This is a genomic window from Bacillus sp. FJAT-27001, assembly GCF_019039175.1.
Taxonomy (GTDB): Bacteria; Bacillota; Bacilli; order Bacillales; family Bacillaceae; genus Bacillus; species Bacillus velezensis.
In genome coordinates this window covers 110180-125597 of sequence record NZ_JAHOAA010000002.1, presented here as the reverse complement: position 1 = coordinate 125597, position 15418 = coordinate 110180, and the positions used below count along the sequence as shown (strand labels likewise).

Here is a 15418-nt window from a genome sequence, read left to right as displayed (position 1 = left end):
AGGCCATTACAATAAAAATATGCATAAATTGCTTCCCGCCTTCTATCTATACTCATGAAAAAAGAGCGGGGAATTCCCCGCTCTCTTAGCCATTATGTGAAGTTGTGATTAAAACTGCTGCTGGCTGCTTCCGCCCATGCTTTGCTGAGCAAAAGAGACAAGACGTTTTGTGATTTCTCCACCGACAGAACCGTTGGCGCGAGAAGTTGTTTCCGGTCCAAGGTTTACACCGAATTCAGAAGCGATTTCATACTTCATTTGGTCGATAGCTTGAGCAGCGCCTGGCACTAAAAGCTGGTTGCTGTTTCCGCTGTTTGATTGTTGTGACATGTGTATCACCTCCTTGTGAGTATAGAATGTGATAAAACACATGTCTTCATTCAAAAAAACTTTGGTAATTGTATACAGTTTTAAAACAGGCCGGCAAACTTATCGTGAGCTTCCTGCTCTGAGTAAACAGTGATGGTTTCGATGCCGGCGGCCGCCTCTGCAATCAGCGGTTCAAAATCAACGAAGCTTTCGAAGTGCTCGATTTTTTCTTTTTTCGGGCGTGTTTTCGGACTTGGCGGCGTAAAGATGGTGCAGCAGTCCTCAAACGGCTGAATGCTTGTTTCATAAGTGCCGATTTCTTTTGATTTCTCGATGATTTCTGTTTTGTCCATTCCGATTAAAGGGCGCAAAATCGGCGTTGCCGTCACCGCATTGATCGCATACATGCTTTCAAGCGTCTGGCTCGCTACCTGCCCGAGGCTTTCTCCCGTAATGATCGCGAGCGCTTTCCGTTCTTCTCTGATTCTGTCCGCGATTTGCAGCATAAGACGCCGCGTCGCCGTCATCGTATAGTTCTCCGGGATTTGTTTTTGGATGAGTTCCTGCGTCTTTGTAAACGGCACGATATGAAGTGTCATACTGCCGCCGAACTTCGCGAGGCATCCCGCGAGATCCATGACTTTCTGCTTTGCCCGTTCACTCGTATACGGCGGACTGAAGAAATGTACGGCTTCAACTGATAATCCCCGTTTCATCGCGTAAAAACCGGCGACCGGACTGTCAAAACCGCCGGAAAGCATCAGCATCGCTTTACCCGCGGAACCGACAGGAAGGCCTCCGGCGCCTTTTTCGTTGCGAATCGTCAGGAATGTCGCTTCCTCCCTGATTTCAATCCGAAGCGGAATATCGGGATGTTTCACATCGACGGTTAATCCATCCGTGTTTTTCAAAATATGGCCGCCGATTTCAGCGTTCATCGCATTCGTATCTAATTCAAACTGTTTGTAAGCCCGTTTGGTCTCGACCTTAAACGTATTCCCCGGTTTATATTCGCCTTCTATCGCGGCTAAAGCCGTTTTTTTAATGTCTTCCAGCTTGCTTTCGCATTTAATTGCGAGACTAAAGCTTTGAATGCCGAATATATTCTTTAATAAGGAACAAATTTCCTCCGGGTTTTCTCCATTAAGTGTAATTGACATCCGGTCCCGGTTTGAAAAGTATTTTACTTTTTTATAATCCTTTAATACCAGGCGGATATTCTGTTTTAATCTTTCAATAAAACTGCGTCTGTTTTTTCCTTTTGTGGATATTTCACCAAAACGGATTAAAATATGATCGTAATTCATATGCTACCTCATCATTTTTTTTAGTTTTTGAACAGCCGGCACCAGCGCGGCCATAAACGGCTCCGTGATGTCAGCCGTATGGCTGAAGTTCAGGCTGACTCTTATGCTGCTTGATGCAATCTGTTCGCCTTTATTCATTTGCAGAAGAACACGGCTCGGTTTGTGCTCTCTTGCCGAACATGCCGCGGTTGTGGAGACATATATTCCTTTTTCCTCAAGCATGTGCAGCAGCACTTCCGCCTTCACGCCCGGAACGGAAAAATTAATGATATGCGGCGCGCTGCTTTCAGCGGGGGTGTTGATGACGACCCCGTCCGTCCCGCTCAGCCTTTCCATGAGCGCATTCTTGGCAGCCTCCACGGAAGAAAGCTGCTCGTTCATGTCACGCGCGGAAAGATTGATCGCTTTCGCAAGGGAAACGGCGCCTGCCGTGTGTTCCGTTCCGGCGCGGACGCCTTTTTGCTGCGAGCCGCCTGTTATAAGCGGAATGAGCCGCGTTCCTTTTTTGACGATAAGCGCTCCGGTCCCTTTTAAGCCGTGAAACTTATGCCCTGAAACGGTGCAAAGGTCAATGCCCGCTTCTTCTATAGACAGGGGAACTTTATGAATGCCCTGCACATGATCAACATGAAACAGAATATTCCGGTGCTGCTTTAAAAACCCGCCGATTTCCTTTACGGGCTGAATGGAGCCGACTTCGTTATTGACATGCATGACGCTGACGATTATCGTATCCGGCCTGATAGCCGATTTGACGTCTTTCAAAGAAACGAAGCCGTTTTGATCGGCCGGAAGATATGTGACTTCAAAGCCGAACAGCTCTGTCAGCTGATCAAGCGTCTCCGTCACAGAAGGATGCTCAATCGCCGAAGCAATGATATGTCTTCCTTTACTCATGTTTGCCCAGGCTGCTCCCTTTAACGCAGCGTTATTCGCTTCAGTCGCGCCTGATGTAAATACAATATCATAATTTTTTAAACGCAAGGTTTTTTTTATTTGCTGAGCGGCCGCTTCAAGGAGCTGTTCCGTCTCAGTTCCTAACCGGTGCAGAGACGAAGGATTGCCGAAATAACGGCTGCTCGTCTGTTTGTACACATCCAATACCTCTTCATACGGCTCGGTCGTTGAGCTGTTGTCTAAATATATCATTTTTTTTACTCCTTTAATGAAAACGGTACATCGTATGATATTTATGCTACCATAACAAAAGTAAATATAAATTCGCAATAAATCGAGTATTGACTTCTCTGTACATTGCCATATAATAAGTAATGTTCGTTTTGTTATATTATCTGACAATTAATTGACAGAATATTTCAACATAGTATTTAGGAGGATTTTTATGAAACACTCACTACCTGTCAAAGATACCGTTATTATCGGTTTCATGCTTTTCGCACTTTTTTTCGGGGCAGGAAATATGATATATCCGCCGGAGCTCGGGCAAGCGGCGGGGCATAATGTCTGGAAAGCGATGGGCGGTTTCTTACTGACCGGCGTTGGTCTGCCGCTTTTGGGTATTATCGCCATCGCATTAACGGGCAAAGACGCGAAAGGGCTTGCCGATAAAGCTCATCCGGTATTCGGGACTATTTTCACCGTTGTGCTTTATTTATCAATCGGGCCGCTTTTCGCGATTCCGAGAACCGGAACCGTTTCATATGAAATCGGTGCAGTTCCGTTTTTAAGCGGCATTCCGGAAAGATTATCTTTATTTGTTTTCACGTTGATCTTTTTTTCTATTACGTATTATTTAGCTCTTAACCCGTCCAAAATCGTGGACAGAGTCGGAAAGATTTTGACTCCTATTAAATTCGGTATTATTTTAATCATCGTCGTAAAAGCCATTGTCACTCCGATGGGCGGGCTGGGCGCCGTACATCAGGCATATTCCGGAACGCCGGTGTTCAAAGGATTTTTGGAAGGCTATAAAACAATGGATGCGCTCGCCTCAATCGTCTTCGGCGTCGTTGTCGTCAACGCTGTTAAAAGCAGGGGCGTCACCCAGCGTAAAGCGCTCGCCGCCGCTTGTATTAAAGCGGGTCTGATTGCAGCGGCAGGTTTGACATTCATTTATTTATCTTTGGCCTATTTGGGAGCGACAAGCACGGACGCTGTGGGGCCGCTCGGCGAAGGCGCAAAGATTTTATCAGCTTCATCTGATTACCTGTTCGGTTCACTGGGAAACATCGTTCTCGGCGCCGCCATCACCGTTGCGTGTTTAACGACAAGCATCGGGCTTGTCACATCTTGCGGCGAATATTTTTCAAAATTGATTCCCGCTTTATCATACAAAATGGTGGTGACGATTGTCACGCTCTTCAGCCTGGCGATTTCAAATTTCGGACTTGCTGAAATTATTGCATTTTCAGTTCCTATTTTATCAGCCATTTACCCGCTGGCGATTGTCATTATCGTCCTTTCCTTTATTGATAAAATGTTCAAGGAAAGACGCGAAGTCTATATCGCCTGCCTGATCGGAACGGGGCTGTTCAGTATCCTGGACGGTTTGAAGGCAGCCGGCATTCCGCTCGGATCATTAGATTCATTCTTAAACGCAAATCTTCCGCTTTACAGCATGGGAATCGGCTGGGTGCTTCCGGGCATTGCCGGAGCGATCATCGGCTGCATCATCACATTTTTTACCAGCCCGCCCATCGAATTAAATAAAGCAAAATCGTAACATTCAGCGCCTGCGGTTTGATGTATATCAGCCGCAGGCGCTTTTTATATTCCGTGAGAAACTAAAAAACTGCACCTCTGATTTCCATCAGGGTGCAGTTTTTGCTTATGCGTCTATGAAGCAGATTGATCAGCTTTAATTTTTTTCACGGCGCCGGGAGCTGCTTTTTCAACAGCATCTGCCGCCATCTCATAAGCTTCATTATAGCGGTAAGCATAAAACAGCCGTTCCGCTTCTTTCAGCTGTTCGGATAAAATATGATTCTGGCTTCGGAAGCGGTTGCCGTACTGGATGATCCGCTCAATCAGCTTCACCTGAATCACAAGATCTTCCGCCTCTTCACTGACTTCCTCAACCACCTTTTCGGCTTCAGCCAGATGTTTGGCGGCTTCCTCCATGTTCAGCGGCAGCTCTTCCAATTGGCTGACGGTTTCTTCTATATGATGATTTGCCGTCTCGAGCTTGTCCTTGACTTGTTCAGGAATTCCCGGCACGTTGCTTTTTTGCAGCATTCGGGCCGTGTCAGAAATGGTTTTCCGAAGATGCATCAGCGTTTCCCGCGCCTGCAGTTCTTCTTTTCTGAGCGCCTGCAGATTTTCACGGTATTCGGCATGTTCTTTCTGAGCCTCTTCCATCTGCTTTTCGATGGCCTCGACTTCTTCAATCAGCAGCGAGTAAGCTACATGCTCGCCGTCAAGCTTTTCTCTCGCCTGCTCAAGGAGCCGGCCGATCGTTTCCAGCTGTTTTTCGAAGGCATGCTGTCTGCCGATTTCTCCCGCCGTCAGCTGATAGCTTTCCTTGACGAGCTCCGTTTCGGTTTTTGTGCGGTCTTTTTCTTCCTCAAGCTTCTCATACGCGATGATCAGCTCAGGCATTTTGCTTAATACGGACTGTCCGGCTTCCACTTCGCCTTCCAGCTGTTCATACATCGATTGAATGGTTTCATCAATCAGCTGAAGGATGGCGGACGCTTCGTCGACATCCAATTCTTCTAAAAGCGCGTTTTCGGCCCGTTTCAATTGATTTGTGAGGGTCTCCAGCTCTTTTTCGATTTGAATATGCTCCAATTTGTAGCCTTTTTCCGTCATTTCCCGGTAGCCGTCTTTCAGCTTGGCAATTTGGTTCGGCACGGTCTGTTTACAGTCCGCAAGCAGTTTCGGAACGTCATCTATGTATGTCTGAAGCTGATCCAGTCTGCGGTCCTGTTCAAGCAGCACTTTTCTCGCTTTGATGTAATTGCCGCTTTCCGTCTCTTCTTCGAACTCTTTTATGCCGCTCCAGATTTCGTCGAGATCCGTCTCCAGGCTGTTATAAAGCTCTCCGTAGAGATGGCTGTACGCCAGAAGGTTTTTCCGCGCTTTTGAATACCGCTCACGCACCTGTTCAATCTCTCCGCGGCTTTTTTCCTCGCTCGTCACAAGGTCGCTGATCTCACGCAGTATGCCTTCTATATTTGATTCGGCAGCAGTGAGGAGGTCGTCGATGTGGACAAGCACCTGATTCGCTTTTTTAAACCGATATTTGTCGGCGTTCTCTTCGGCATCATAAAGGAGCTCTTCTACTTTCGGCAGATGGGCTGTGACAATTTCATCCCACTCTTCGCGCCATCTTTCAAAGAACTCTTCCGTCTCTCCGGTCATTTTCAGATGTTTGATCTTGGACATTTCTTCCACTATCGAACGGTTTAAAATTTCAATCTTCCATGACTCCAGCCGGTCAATTTCCGTATAAATTTTTTTCCTGAAAAAGTAGCCCGCCGCAAAGAGCGCGAGCAGTATAACCAATAATCCGATGACTAACTCCATAATGAGCCCCCTTGTTGTTCTCTTAATCTGTCAGGGTGTTTTATGTATTCAGAAAGATTTCAATATATGTATTGAGAAAATCTGTCGTTTTCATTGTTATTATGATACCATGTAACCAACATTTTTTGACCAGAAATCAAAAACTTTTTGCATAATTTCGGCAGGATTCTGCAATTTTTTAATGGAGTGACACAAATGGAAAAACGAGACGCTCATATCCACACCCCTTTTTGCCCTCACGGCTCGAAGGATGCGCTGAAACAATATGTCGAAAAGGCCCTGGAAAGAGGCTTTGACTCGATCACATTTACAGAGCACGCCCCCCTTCCTCCGTCATTTCAAGATCCCGTACCGCTTCAGGACAGCGCGATGGATCTCAGACAGATGGAGGTTTATTTGGAGCGGCTGTCACAGCTGAAAAAGGAATACGATGGACAAATCAGCATTCTGACTGGGCTAGAAACCGATTTTATCACAGGGTATGAAGAGGAAACTGCGGCGTTTCTGAACACGTACGGCCCCTCACTGGATGACGGCATTTTATCCGTTCATTTTTTGAAGACCGGCCCGTCTTATATATGCCTCGATTTTGACGAGCACGCCTTTCAGCAGCTTGCCGACCGCTTCGGAAGCGTTGAAGCCGTATATGAACAATACTATGAAACTGTGTATTCTTCCATTGTAACACCGCTCGGCCCCTTTAAGCCAAAACGGGTCGGCCATATCACGCTCGTCAAAAAATTCGTGCGCCTTTTCCCTTATAGCATGTCACCTCAAATAAGAGAGCTTGCGGCCCGCTGTCTTGACGCCGTGAAAGAACACGGAATGGAGCTGGATGTGAATACATCCGGGCTCAGAAAGAAGTTTGCCGGGGAAGTATACATGGAGGATTGGATGGCTGAGACGGCGAAGCAAAAAAAAATCCCGCTCATATTCGGGTCGGACGCCCATCAAGCGGAAGATGTCGGCAGTTCCTACGAAACGTACAAAAACATCATTACTTCATAAGCGCCGCATCAGGCCGTCGGAACACGCTTTCGATCCAGATCTTCACCTCTTCAAAATACCTTTTATAAAAGTACGGCTCATGAGGCTGCATATAGAGCACCTCCGTAATATATTGAGGCTGGAGATACGGCATCATCAAGAGGGATTTCAATTGCAGAATAAAATGCGGCACGGGCAGCGTCAGCCGTCTATGGCGTGACTGCCCTTCTTCAATCACCAGCTGGAAAATATATTTTTCTTTCATTAAGTAAGTAGACATAATTTCCCTGATAAGCACGGAATCAATCGTCACTTCCCGGTATACAAACCGCGTTAATTGACGGTTATCGTGCTGATAGGATAAAATATCGAAAATCACCCGCAGGATGCGTTCCTGCGCGTCTTCACCGTTCATACTGACGGCGGCTTTTTCCAGCGCTTCAGTATAGCCTTCGTAAAACTCGGAAACTAAATGTTCCATTAATCCGCCTTTCCCTTTAAAATAGTAGGAGATGTGCGCAACATTTACATCAGCTGACTTTGCGATTTCACGGACGGACGTGCCGGAATAACCTTTTTGGTTAAACAGCTGGACAGCGGCGTTAATAATTTTGTCTTTGGTGCTTACTTTCATACGGCTCACCCCTTTATGTGTAACAATTCAAGCAGAAAGGCGCCGTTCCTGTAAGAACTTCTCGACAAATGCCGGCAGAACGGCCGGAACTTTGTTTGATATTATAGAAAAAGTGAGGGTTTTCCATGTTTCATGTCGAAAAACAATCCGGAGATAAAGAAAAAAGTTATCAGCTTCTGCTTAAACAGCTCGAAGCCATGACAGAAGATGAAACGGATGCGATCGCAAATTACGCGAATGCGTCAGCGCTTTTATACCATTCATTACATGAAGTCAACTGGGCGGGGTTTTACTTCGCTAAAGAGGGCGAGCTCGTGCTCGGACCGTTTCAAGGACTTCCTGCCTGTGTGCGCATTCCGTTCGGCAGAGGCGTATGCGGCACTGCCTACTCTAATGGCGACGTGCAGCGGATTGCCGATGTGAATGCGTTCCCGGGACATATCGCCTGTGACGCGGCTTCCCAGTCAGAAATCGTTCTCCCGATCCGCGTAAACGGTGAAGTGATCGGTGTGCTGGACATTGACAGCCCCGTGAAAAACCGTTTTGATGAAACGGATGAAACCTATTTAGCAAAGTTTGTTGAAACGCTTGAAAAACGATTAGGATAAAAAAAGGAGCCCGGCCGGCAGGTCGGCTCCTTTTTTATGTCGTCGTGCTGTTTTGATGGATGATCAGCCGGTTTTTGCCGTTCCGTTTGGCGATATAAAGCGCCTCATCCGCTTGCTGAACGAGCAATTTCAACGGCATCGGGCCGGTCTTTGACCAGCAGGAAACGCCGCAGGAAATCGTCACGCGCGGCTCGGTATTTTCCCGGATGGCGCGAACCAGCCTTTTAGCGATGCGTTCTCCGGATGACACGTTGATATTCGGCAGATAGACAGCCAGCTCCTCGCCCCCCCACCTCGCAGCGACATCATGCTCACGAATATGGTTCTTCATAACGGAGGCCACCTGAATCAGGATCGAATCTCCCGTTTGATGACCGTATGTATCATTAATATTTTTGAAATTATCGATATCAACGAGGATGAATACACCCCGTTTATGAATTTTCATGCTGTATTGAATTTTCTCATCCAGATAGGTTCTTGAATACAGCTCCGTCAGCTGGTCTGTCTGAACAAGATGCTCAAGCCTGTCGCGCAGCATGGAGTTCGTAACCGCCAATGTCGCATGGTGAATGAGCGCTTGAAAAAGTTTATACATTTCAAACGTAAAAGCATACAAATCCTTTTTCAATAAAATCGCGAACCCGAAGACGGTGTCATTTTCGATCATCGGCACCGCCATCAGCGAGCCGAAACCGTTTTCGCCGAATACAGTCTTTCCGCTGCCGATAAACACGCCCTTTTCTCCCTCGAACAGCTTTTCTTTCACAATGCTGATATAGGGGTTCGCACGTTCTGTCTTAAAAAAAGCGGTATGTCCCGGAAGCAGATTTTGCGTCTCAAAATGATCAATATGAAAAAAAGCCACTTCTTCCGCATGAAACGATTGGGTCATAATGGCGGCGAGCTCCCGCATCGTATCAGTGAGTCTGAGGCGCTGATTCAGCTGGCGCGATGTTTCATTAATGAGCTCCAGATTCGCAATGCTTTTCTTCGATTGCTCATAGAGCTGCGCATTTTCAAATGCTTTTCCCGCTGCGCCCGCAAGCAGCAGCATTTCACTGAGAGTACTGCACGAAAGAACAGCATCCTGCAGCCCCTCCGTCTTCAGAACCCCGTAAGTCCCCTGCTGGCCTTTGATCGGCAGATAAGCAGATGACCTGCCTTTTCTGAGCAGTCTCCCCGATAAATAAACCTTCAGGGCAGACGGATCGGCATCTTTTCCGTCCATATGTAATTCTTTTGCGGGAAGCTGTCTGTCCGTATCCTGATCCTGCGTGATAAACAGTGAAAAACGGAAAGACCGGAAAGCCGTACTCAAACTTGCCTGCAGTTTTTCCAAAACCTCATTTTGGTCCAAAAGCGAATGGAACATTTCTGTCATTCTGTGAATTTTCCGCTGATGCTTCGTTTTGTCAAACAGCCCGCTTTGTCTCACAGATTGATTAATAAACTGAGTAACGATCTCAGGCAATGATTCCGGGATCGGCAGCCCGCCTTCCGAGCACAGATAAAAGGATCTGCCGGAGGTCTGATTCCTGATCATAAAACGGCCGTCACTCTCTTTCAGCGGAGCATAATGCGGTTCATCTTCTGTTTTTATGGTGAAACGTGTTGATTCTGCCGGTGAAAGGGTCAATGAAAGAGATGTAAAGCAGGATTCTAGAGCTGAGGCCAGCCATAACAGCGAGTCGGATAATGAGACGGATTCAGATTTCGTTAAGAAAAAAGAAAGCATTTTCTGATGAAAGGCCGTCACTTCATCAATTGTTTGTTTTTTCATTTTTATCACCTAAACATGTACTACTCATTTTTGTACATTATATCATAAACCGGCACTCTTCATGGAGAAATGGTTGACGGCGGTGGGGAAAAATCATATAATGTTCTTTGTGTGAAATATTGCAGCCTTTTTGTTCAGCTTCTGTGTTTGCATTTTGTTCCTTAGCTTTAAGGTGTATCGTGTAACTCTCTGCTGCTGGAGCGAGGATACATGAAAACAAAATGTGCACGGTCGGATCGAACAGACGGTTTTTATTTTCCACAAAATAAAACCAAAGGAGGAGTCACATTATGGCTCGCTATACAGGTCCATCTTGGAAACTGTCTCGCCGTTTAGGAATCTCTCTTAGCGGTACAGGTAAAGAATTAGAAAAACGCCCTTACGCACCAGGCCCCCACGGTCCGGGACAGCGTAAAAAACTATCAGAATACGGTTTGCAATTGCAAGAAAAGCAAAAACTTCGTCACATGTACGGTGTAAACGAACGTCAATTCCGCACATTGTTTGACAAAGCTGCAAAAATGACTGGTAAACACGGCGAAAACTTCATGATTCTTTTAGATGCACGTCTTGATAACGTTGTGTACAAGCTCGGTCTTGCACGCACTCGCCGTCAAGCTCGCCAATTAGTTAACCACGGTCACATCCTTGTTGACGGAAGCCGCGTTGACATTCCGTCTTACCAAGTAAAACCTGGTCAAACAATCGGTGTTCGCGAAAAATCAAGAAACCTTTCTATCATCAAAGAATCTGTAGAAGTAAACAACTTCGTTCCTGAGTACCTTACTTTCGACGCTGAAAAGCTTGAAGGTACATTCACTCGTCTTCCAGAGCGCTCTGAGCTTGCTCCGGAAATTAACGAAGCGCTTATCGTTGAGTTCTACTCCCGTTAAGTAAAACGCTCTTTAAAGAGCATTGGATTAAACCCCGGACATGTTGTGATGACAATGTTTCCGGGGTTTTTCTTTTGGGCTGTCAGAATAATGGACAGATGCTCCCTCTCTTTATTAAAAAAAGCCCCGGACAGGGGCTTTTTTTATGTGCCAACTGGCTTTTCAGCTACATGTACATTAGAAAAACCCATTTGACAAGCAGAAGCGATTTTTTACATAATGAATCATCATACCTTACAAAAAAGGAGCGACTGAATGAACAGCATCCCCTCTATCGTCAGCAAACACAAAGCCTATTTTGCGGCGGGGCATACGAGACAGCTAGAATCGAGACTGAACATGCTGCAAAAGCTGAAACAAGCCATCAAAACACAAGAAGCCGATATAACAGCCGCTCTCTATCAGGATCTCCACAAATCCGAACAGGAGTCGTACACGACAGAAATCGGAATTGTACTGGAGGAAATCAGTTTTGTGATGAAGCGGCTGGGAAAATGGGTCAAACCGAAACGAGTCAAAACGCCTCTGACTCACCTAGGCTCGAAAAGCATAATTATCCCTGAGCCATATGGAACCGTTTTGGTGATTGCGCCCTGGAACTATCCCTTGCAGCTGGCGCTTTCTCCGTTGATTGGAGCCATTGCAGCGGGAAACACGGTCGTTCTCAAACCGTCAGAATATACGCCGGCGGTTTCCGCTGTTCTTTCCAAACTCATCAGCAGCGTTTTTCCTAGTGACTATGTCGCTATGGCGGAGGGCGGGCCCGACGTCAGCACTGTGTTATTACAGCAGCCCTTTGACTATATTTTCTTCACTGGAAGCGTTGCCGTGGGAAAAATCGTCATGGAGGCCGCCGCCAAACAATTAATTCCCGTTACCTTGGAGCTCGGCGGCAAAAGTCCCTGCATTGTCCATAAGGATGCTGATATACAGCTTGCCGCCAAACGCATTATCTTCGGGAAATTTACAAATGCAGGGCAAACCTGCATCGCACCGGATTATTTATTTGTCCACCAAGATATCAAAATGAAGCTCACAGAAGAAATGAAGCGTGCGATCAGCGAATTTTACGGCCCTCAGCCTGAACAAAATCCGCAGTACGGCAAAATCGTCAGTGAACGCCACTATCAGCGGCTGCTCAGCTTTCTGAATGATGGCGTCCCGCTTACAGGCGGACAATTTAATCCTGATCACCACAAAATAGCGCCGACGATTCTAGATCAAGTGAGGGATGACTCTCCAGTGATGCAGGAGGAGATTTTCGGGCCGATTCTTCCGCTGTTTACATACGGCGATATCGATGAAGTCATCGAGAAAGTCCAATCGCGCCCAAAGCCGCTCGCCCTGTATCTCTTCACCACAAACAAAGAAACTGAGCGCGCTGTTTTAGAGAACCTGTCGTTTGGCGGAGGCTGTATCAATGATACGTTAATGCATGTTGCGACGCCGTATTTGCCATTCGGCGGCGTCGGGGAAAGCGGCATCGGCAGCTATCACGGATTTGACAGCTTTAACACGTTTACGCACAAAAAAAGCGTCGTCAAACAAACGAACCGCTTCGACTTCGCTTTCCGTTATCCTTCTTCCAAAAACGGGCTGCGAATGATTCGGAAAATACTTAAATAAAAAAGCGCAGAGTATCTGCGCTTTTTATAAATCCTCTATACACCAATTAATCGGTTCGTCTCCTAAATTAAACCTATTTTTAAAAGTTCAAATCGAAGTCTAATAGTAAAAATGAACCAACCCAACTGTAGGAAAGGTTAATCCTCATCACCCTGGTGAGTCCTATAATAATTCTCAGCAGTATAGATATTCCATTCCCAAAAACTTGATCCTTGAGACAAAATATACCTATCTAAAAATATCTCAAAATTAAGTTTCATGGGTTCATATTCAATAAATCCGCGGAACCATAAATAGTTTGGATCTCTGGCATTTTGGTTTTGTGAATTAACAAATAACATCCGTCTAACAGATGTGCGACAGGAATAAACTGAGGCTCTAAAAACCATTTTGCATATACTTTTCAATCTCTTCTAAATTAAGAATATGCAAACCCCCACCCACATTCTCACCGTAAATCAACAAATCAAATATTCTGGCTCCGTTATGCAATTTTAAAAAGGTTTTATAATCTTCAGGAAGTGAGACTTTTATTTTCTTCTCAAAACTCTCAATCTCCAGATCTGTTGCACCTTTAGAGAAAGTACATTCTGTCTCTAAAAGAGTTCCTTCATTCCCTAAAATTTTTAAGCGGCCTTTTTCATCAATTAATTCTTTTAGACCTTGGAGCGTTTTTTCAACAAAAACTGCCATTGAGCCACCTCTTACTTATTAATATTTATCCCACCAAGGATTTAATAGATTTTGGTGCATATCACGAGGGAGAGGATACAAATTATTAAAGTTATTTTTTCCCCATACTTTAGCGGAAGCACATGGTGAATATCGAATCAACTCCAATTCCACTTTGGATCAACTTTGTCTTTTTAGGATAATACGACTTTGAATATGATTTACCTACTTTAATGTCTTTTCCTAAAAATTCTCTGTTATGGAGAAAAACCCTTCCATATTTTCCGCTATAAGTGTTACTTTCATATAAATCGTTTCTGGCTTCAATGACTATAGGCTTTTCGCCAACTATGCTTGCTATTTTAATTGTGGTTGTGTGGATTTTTTGTTGGGGTCATATATTGTTGTGTAGGACATCGTAACTAAGCTAGCTGCTTTAGTGTGCGCTTTCTCTTCTTTTTTCTCAACGACTGGCACATTAACAATGTTGTTTTCTTCTTTAGCTAAGGGGCTCTTATAGGTTATTTCATTGTGGCTATCCTGTTTGGCAAGTTGTCGTGCCTCCTTAATGACGGAAGCCTGGCCATTATTATTGCTCTTAGCCACTCCATTCTTATTTACTGTTAAAGTTTCTTTTTCTTCAAAGGTTACTGGTTTTGCTAATCCAAACGAGTGCTCTTGTGTTGCTTTCGTTTGCGGCGAAAATCCAATAGCAAACAATAGAGTTGCGACAAGTAAACAGATTGAGTTTTTTAACAACCTCATACAAATCCTCCTTCATTTGTTTTCTGGTCTAACATACTATATTTTTACTTTTATTTAAACAATTTGAAAATTAACCCTGCTCCCTTTAATAGGAGTTCCTTTTTGAGAAGTCCTAAAGTAACTGTTTAGTAGAGATTCGCGCTTTGCTTTTGTTTTAACCCTAAATGCCGTCAGGAATCATGGATTGCATATGCCGTTTGTGAGCCATATACGCCGTTAATAAGTTCTTTACCTTTTTATCTAGGCAATGATGGAGATCTGCTGACAAGCCTAAATCCGAACTGAATTCCTGTAGTTGCGCTGCCATGTCTTTTTTATGGATAATAACAGGGTTGAGATTGGGCACCCTTTCAGCCGCACACCTCACATTCTTTCCTAATTCCTCTAAGGCTTGACTAATTATTTTATGTAATCCCTCCAATCATATTCTTTCTAAACTGCCCCCGTACTCAGTCGTTAACCGCCAATCGTTTATCCCGAGATTTACCGGACGCAGTTTACAGAGAACATAAAACTTTTTTCATTACTCGAGAGACGAATACTGCCATAACTTTCTGGGAATATTTGATTTGTAAGAGAATACTGCTGCTGTACCACCCATAAGAGAAAAGCCTCCTACTGTGTTGACTCGCTTAACAGTTGGAGGCTTTTGTCCTTAAATTTAAAGCACCCTCCCCTGCGGGAAAGCGCCTGCCTGTTTATTACCTATTACCATAATACCTTATATAAAAAAATTAGATGAGTTTGCTTATATTTTAAATTTCTTCATCCTTCTAAAGCTGTATATTAAGCTCTATAAGCTTTTTTAAGTCATTCGCATTTCTTGTTTAATATGGAGATTTAAACCACTTATCTAATTTAATTTTTTGAGAACAATAGAAGCGTTTACGTTTGTTTGCGTTCCCCCTGCTAAAGTTTGAAGAGTAACTGCTGCTGCAGAAGTATGATTTACAAGAGTAAGAATGTCACCTGCTGCTAGAGTAATTATGGCCTGACCATTGTTCTGTTGAGTACCAGCTCCTGAACCGTAAACTGTGTTCGTCACCGGCCCTCCATTTACAAATAAAGTGAATTGGTTAGGCTCTACACCCGAGACTGAAAAAGTGACCTCGTAATCTCCTGGAGTGGTTACTATAATTTGAGCTGTTCCAGGGGCATGTGTAATGCCAGCAGTAGTGATTCCAGTTGAGTCAAAAATTACCGGAGCCTCTATAGCTACCGTTTCTGCACTTAGATTGTACACATAAGCATATTCTGATAGCCCAGATCCTGTGGCTCCGGTGGCTCCGGTTGGACCGATATCTCCTGTGGCTCCGGTCACTCCAGTGACTCCCGCCGCTCCAGTT

General features: G+C 45.0%; 13 protein-coding genes and 1 pseudogene. 5 read left to right on the top strand and 9 right to left on the bottom strand.

Annotation, left to right across the window (positions count from 1 at the left end; all coding sequences use genetic code 11):
• Nucleotides 1-108 precede the first annotated feature (108 nt).
• From BGM27_RS05340 to BGM27_RS05330, 3 genes are all read right to left on the bottom strand, one after another.
• On the bottom strand, nucleotides 109-330 hold the full coding sequence (locus BGM27_RS05340) for an alpha/beta-type small acid-soluble spore protein (RefSeq protein ID WP_007408043.1): 222 nt from the start codon (nucleotides 328-330) through the stop codon (nucleotides 109-111).
• A gap of 80 nt (nucleotides 331-410) precedes the next feature.
• Nucleotides 411-1616, bottom strand: a complete 1206-nt coding sequence (gene thiI / locus BGM27_RS05335) for a tRNA uracil 4-sulfurtransferase ThiI (protein ID WP_007408042.1) — start codon at nucleotides 1614-1616, stop codon at nucleotides 411-413.
• Nucleotides 1617-1619: 3 nt separating this feature from the next.
• On the bottom strand, nucleotides 1620-2765 hold the full coding sequence (locus BGM27_RS05330) for a cysteine desulfurase family protein (protein WP_007408041.1): 1146 nt from the start codon (nucleotides 2763-2765) through the stop codon (nucleotides 1620-1622).
• Between the two features lie 193 nt (nucleotides 2766-2958).
• Between BGM27_RS05330 and brnQ the strand changes: the two genes are divergently transcribed.
• Entirely contained in the window at nucleotides 2959-4299 is a 1341-nt protein-coding gene (gene brnQ / locus BGM27_RS05325; RefSeq protein WP_007408040.1) for a branched-chain amino acid transport system II carrier protein, read from the top strand.
• Between the two features lie 113 nt (nucleotides 4300-4412).
• On the opposite strand, the gene ezrA is transcribed toward brnQ, so the two are convergent.
• Nucleotides 4413-6104 carry a septation ring formation regulator EzrA gene (ezrA, locus tag BGM27_RS05320; protein WP_007408039.1) on the bottom strand — a complete coding sequence of 564 codons (1692 nt, stop codon included), beginning with the start codon at nucleotides 6102-6104 and terminating at the stop codon, nucleotides 4413-4415.
• Nucleotides 6105-6299: 195 nt separating this feature from the next.
• On the opposite strand from ezrA, the gene hisJ reads away from it, so the two are divergent.
• Nucleotides 6300-7112 carry a histidinol-phosphatase HisJ gene (gene hisJ / locus BGM27_RS05315; protein WP_020954270.1) on the top strand — a complete coding sequence of 271 codons (813 nt, stop codon included), beginning with the start codon at nucleotides 6300-6302 and terminating at the stop codon, nucleotides 7110-7112.
• Here the strand turns inward: hisJ and refZ are convergent.
• Nucleotides 7102-7725: a forespore capture DNA-binding protein RefZ gene (refZ, locus tag BGM27_RS05310; protein WP_007408038.1), complete on the bottom strand. Its 624-nt coding sequence runs from the start codon at nucleotides 7723-7725 to the stop codon at nucleotides 7102-7104. The two genes, hisJ and refZ, sit on opposite strands and share 11 nt — an antisense overlap.
• 125 nt (nucleotides 7726-7850) lie before the next feature.
• On the opposite strand from refZ, the gene BGM27_RS05305 reads away from it, so the two are divergent.
• Nucleotides 7851-8333, top strand: coding sequence for a GAF domain-containing protein (locus tag BGM27_RS05305; RefSeq protein ID WP_007408037.1), 483 nt, complete (start codon nucleotides 7851-7853; stop codon nucleotides 8331-8333).
• A 34-nt stretch (nucleotides 8334-8367) separates the two neighbouring features.
• Here the strand turns inward: BGM27_RS05305 and BGM27_RS05300 are convergent, their stop codons facing one another.
• Nucleotides 8368-10116, bottom strand: a complete 1749-nt coding sequence (locus BGM27_RS05300) for a sensor domain-containing diguanylate cyclase (protein ID WP_007408036.1) — start codon at nucleotides 10114-10116, stop codon at nucleotides 8368-8370.
• A gap of 290 nt (nucleotides 10117-10406) precedes the next feature.
• On the opposite strand from BGM27_RS05300, the gene rpsD reads away from it, so the two are divergent.
• Both rpsD and BGM27_RS05290 read left to right on the top strand, forming a co-directional pair.
• Nucleotides 10407-11009 carry a 30S ribosomal protein S4 gene (rpsD, locus tag BGM27_RS05295; RefSeq protein ID WP_003152406.1) on the top strand — a complete coding sequence of 201 codons (603 nt, stop codon included), beginning with the start codon at nucleotides 10407-10409 and terminating at the stop codon, nucleotides 11007-11009.
• Between the two features lie 255 nt (nucleotides 11010-11264).
• A complete protein-coding gene (locus tag BGM27_RS05290; protein ID WP_007408035.1) occupies nucleotides 11265-12635 on the top strand; it encodes an aldehyde dehydrogenase in 1371 nt (456 codons plus the stop codon).
• 137 nt (nucleotides 12636-12772) lie between these two features.
• On the opposite strand, the pseudogene BGM27_RS05285 reads toward BGM27_RS05290, so the two are convergent.
• The 3 genes and pseudogenes from BGM27_RS05285 to BGM27_RS05275 all read right to left on the bottom strand — a co-directional run.
• Nucleotides 12773-13328: pseudogene (locus tag BGM27_RS05285) on the bottom strand (SMI1/KNR4 family protein).
• A gap of 336 nt (nucleotides 13329-13664) precedes the next feature.
• The gene (locus BGM27_RS05280) at nucleotides 13665-14072 is read right to left on the bottom strand and encodes a hypothetical protein (RefSeq protein WP_007408033.1); all 408 of its coding nucleotides are present in this window, start codon (nucleotides 14070-14072) and stop codon (nucleotides 13665-13667) included.
• 853 nt (nucleotides 14073-14925) lie between these two features.
• Nucleotides 14926-15418 (bottom strand): BclA C-terminal domain-containing protein (locus BGM27_RS05275; RefSeq protein ID WP_217031213.1); only part of this gene is annotated, 493 nt, incomplete at its 5' end.

Coding starts and splice junctions, on each gene's coding strand:
- BGM27_RS05290 (WP_007408035.1), top strand. CDS start 11,265: ATGAACAGCATCCCCTCTATCGTCAGCAAACACAAAGCCTATTTTGCG.
- thiI (WP_007408042.1), bottom strand. CDS start 1,616: ATGAATTACGATCATATTTTAATCCGTTTTGGTGAAATATCCACAAAA.
- brnQ (WP_007408040.1), top strand. CDS start 2,959: ATGAAACACTCACTACCTGTCAAAGATACCGTTATTATCGGTTTCATG.
- BGM27_RS05280 (WP_007408033.1), bottom strand. CDS start 14,072: ATGAGGTTGTTAAAAAACTCAATCTGTTTACTTGTCGCAACTCTATTG.
- BGM27_RS05300 (WP_007408036.1), bottom strand. CDS start 10,116: ATGAAAAAACAAACAATTGATGAAGTGACGGCCTTTCATCAGAAAATG.
- hisJ (WP_020954270.1), top strand. CDS start 6,300: ATGGAAAAACGAGACGCTCATATCCACACCCCTTTTTGCCCTCACGGC.
- rpsD (WP_003152406.1), top strand. CDS start 10,407: ATGGCTCGCTATACAGGTCCATCTTGGAAACTGTCTCGCCGTTTAGGA.
- BGM27_RS05340 (WP_007408043.1), bottom strand. CDS start 330: ATGTCACAACAATCAAACAGCGGAAACAGCAACCAGCTTTTAGTGCCA.
- BGM27_RS05305 (WP_007408037.1), top strand. CDS start 7,851: ATGTTTCATGTCGAAAAACAATCCGGAGATAAAGAAAAAAGTTATCAG.
- refZ (WP_007408038.1), bottom strand. CDS start 7,725: ATGAAAGTAAGCACCAAAGACAAAATTATTAACGCCGCTGTCCAGCTG.
- ezrA (WP_007408039.1), bottom strand. CDS start 6,104: ATGGAGTTAGTCATCGGATTATTGGTTATACTGCTCGCGCTCTTTGCG.
- BGM27_RS05330 (WP_007408041.1), bottom strand. CDS start 2,765: ATGATATATTTAGACAACAGCTCAACGACCGAGCCGTATGAAGAGGTA.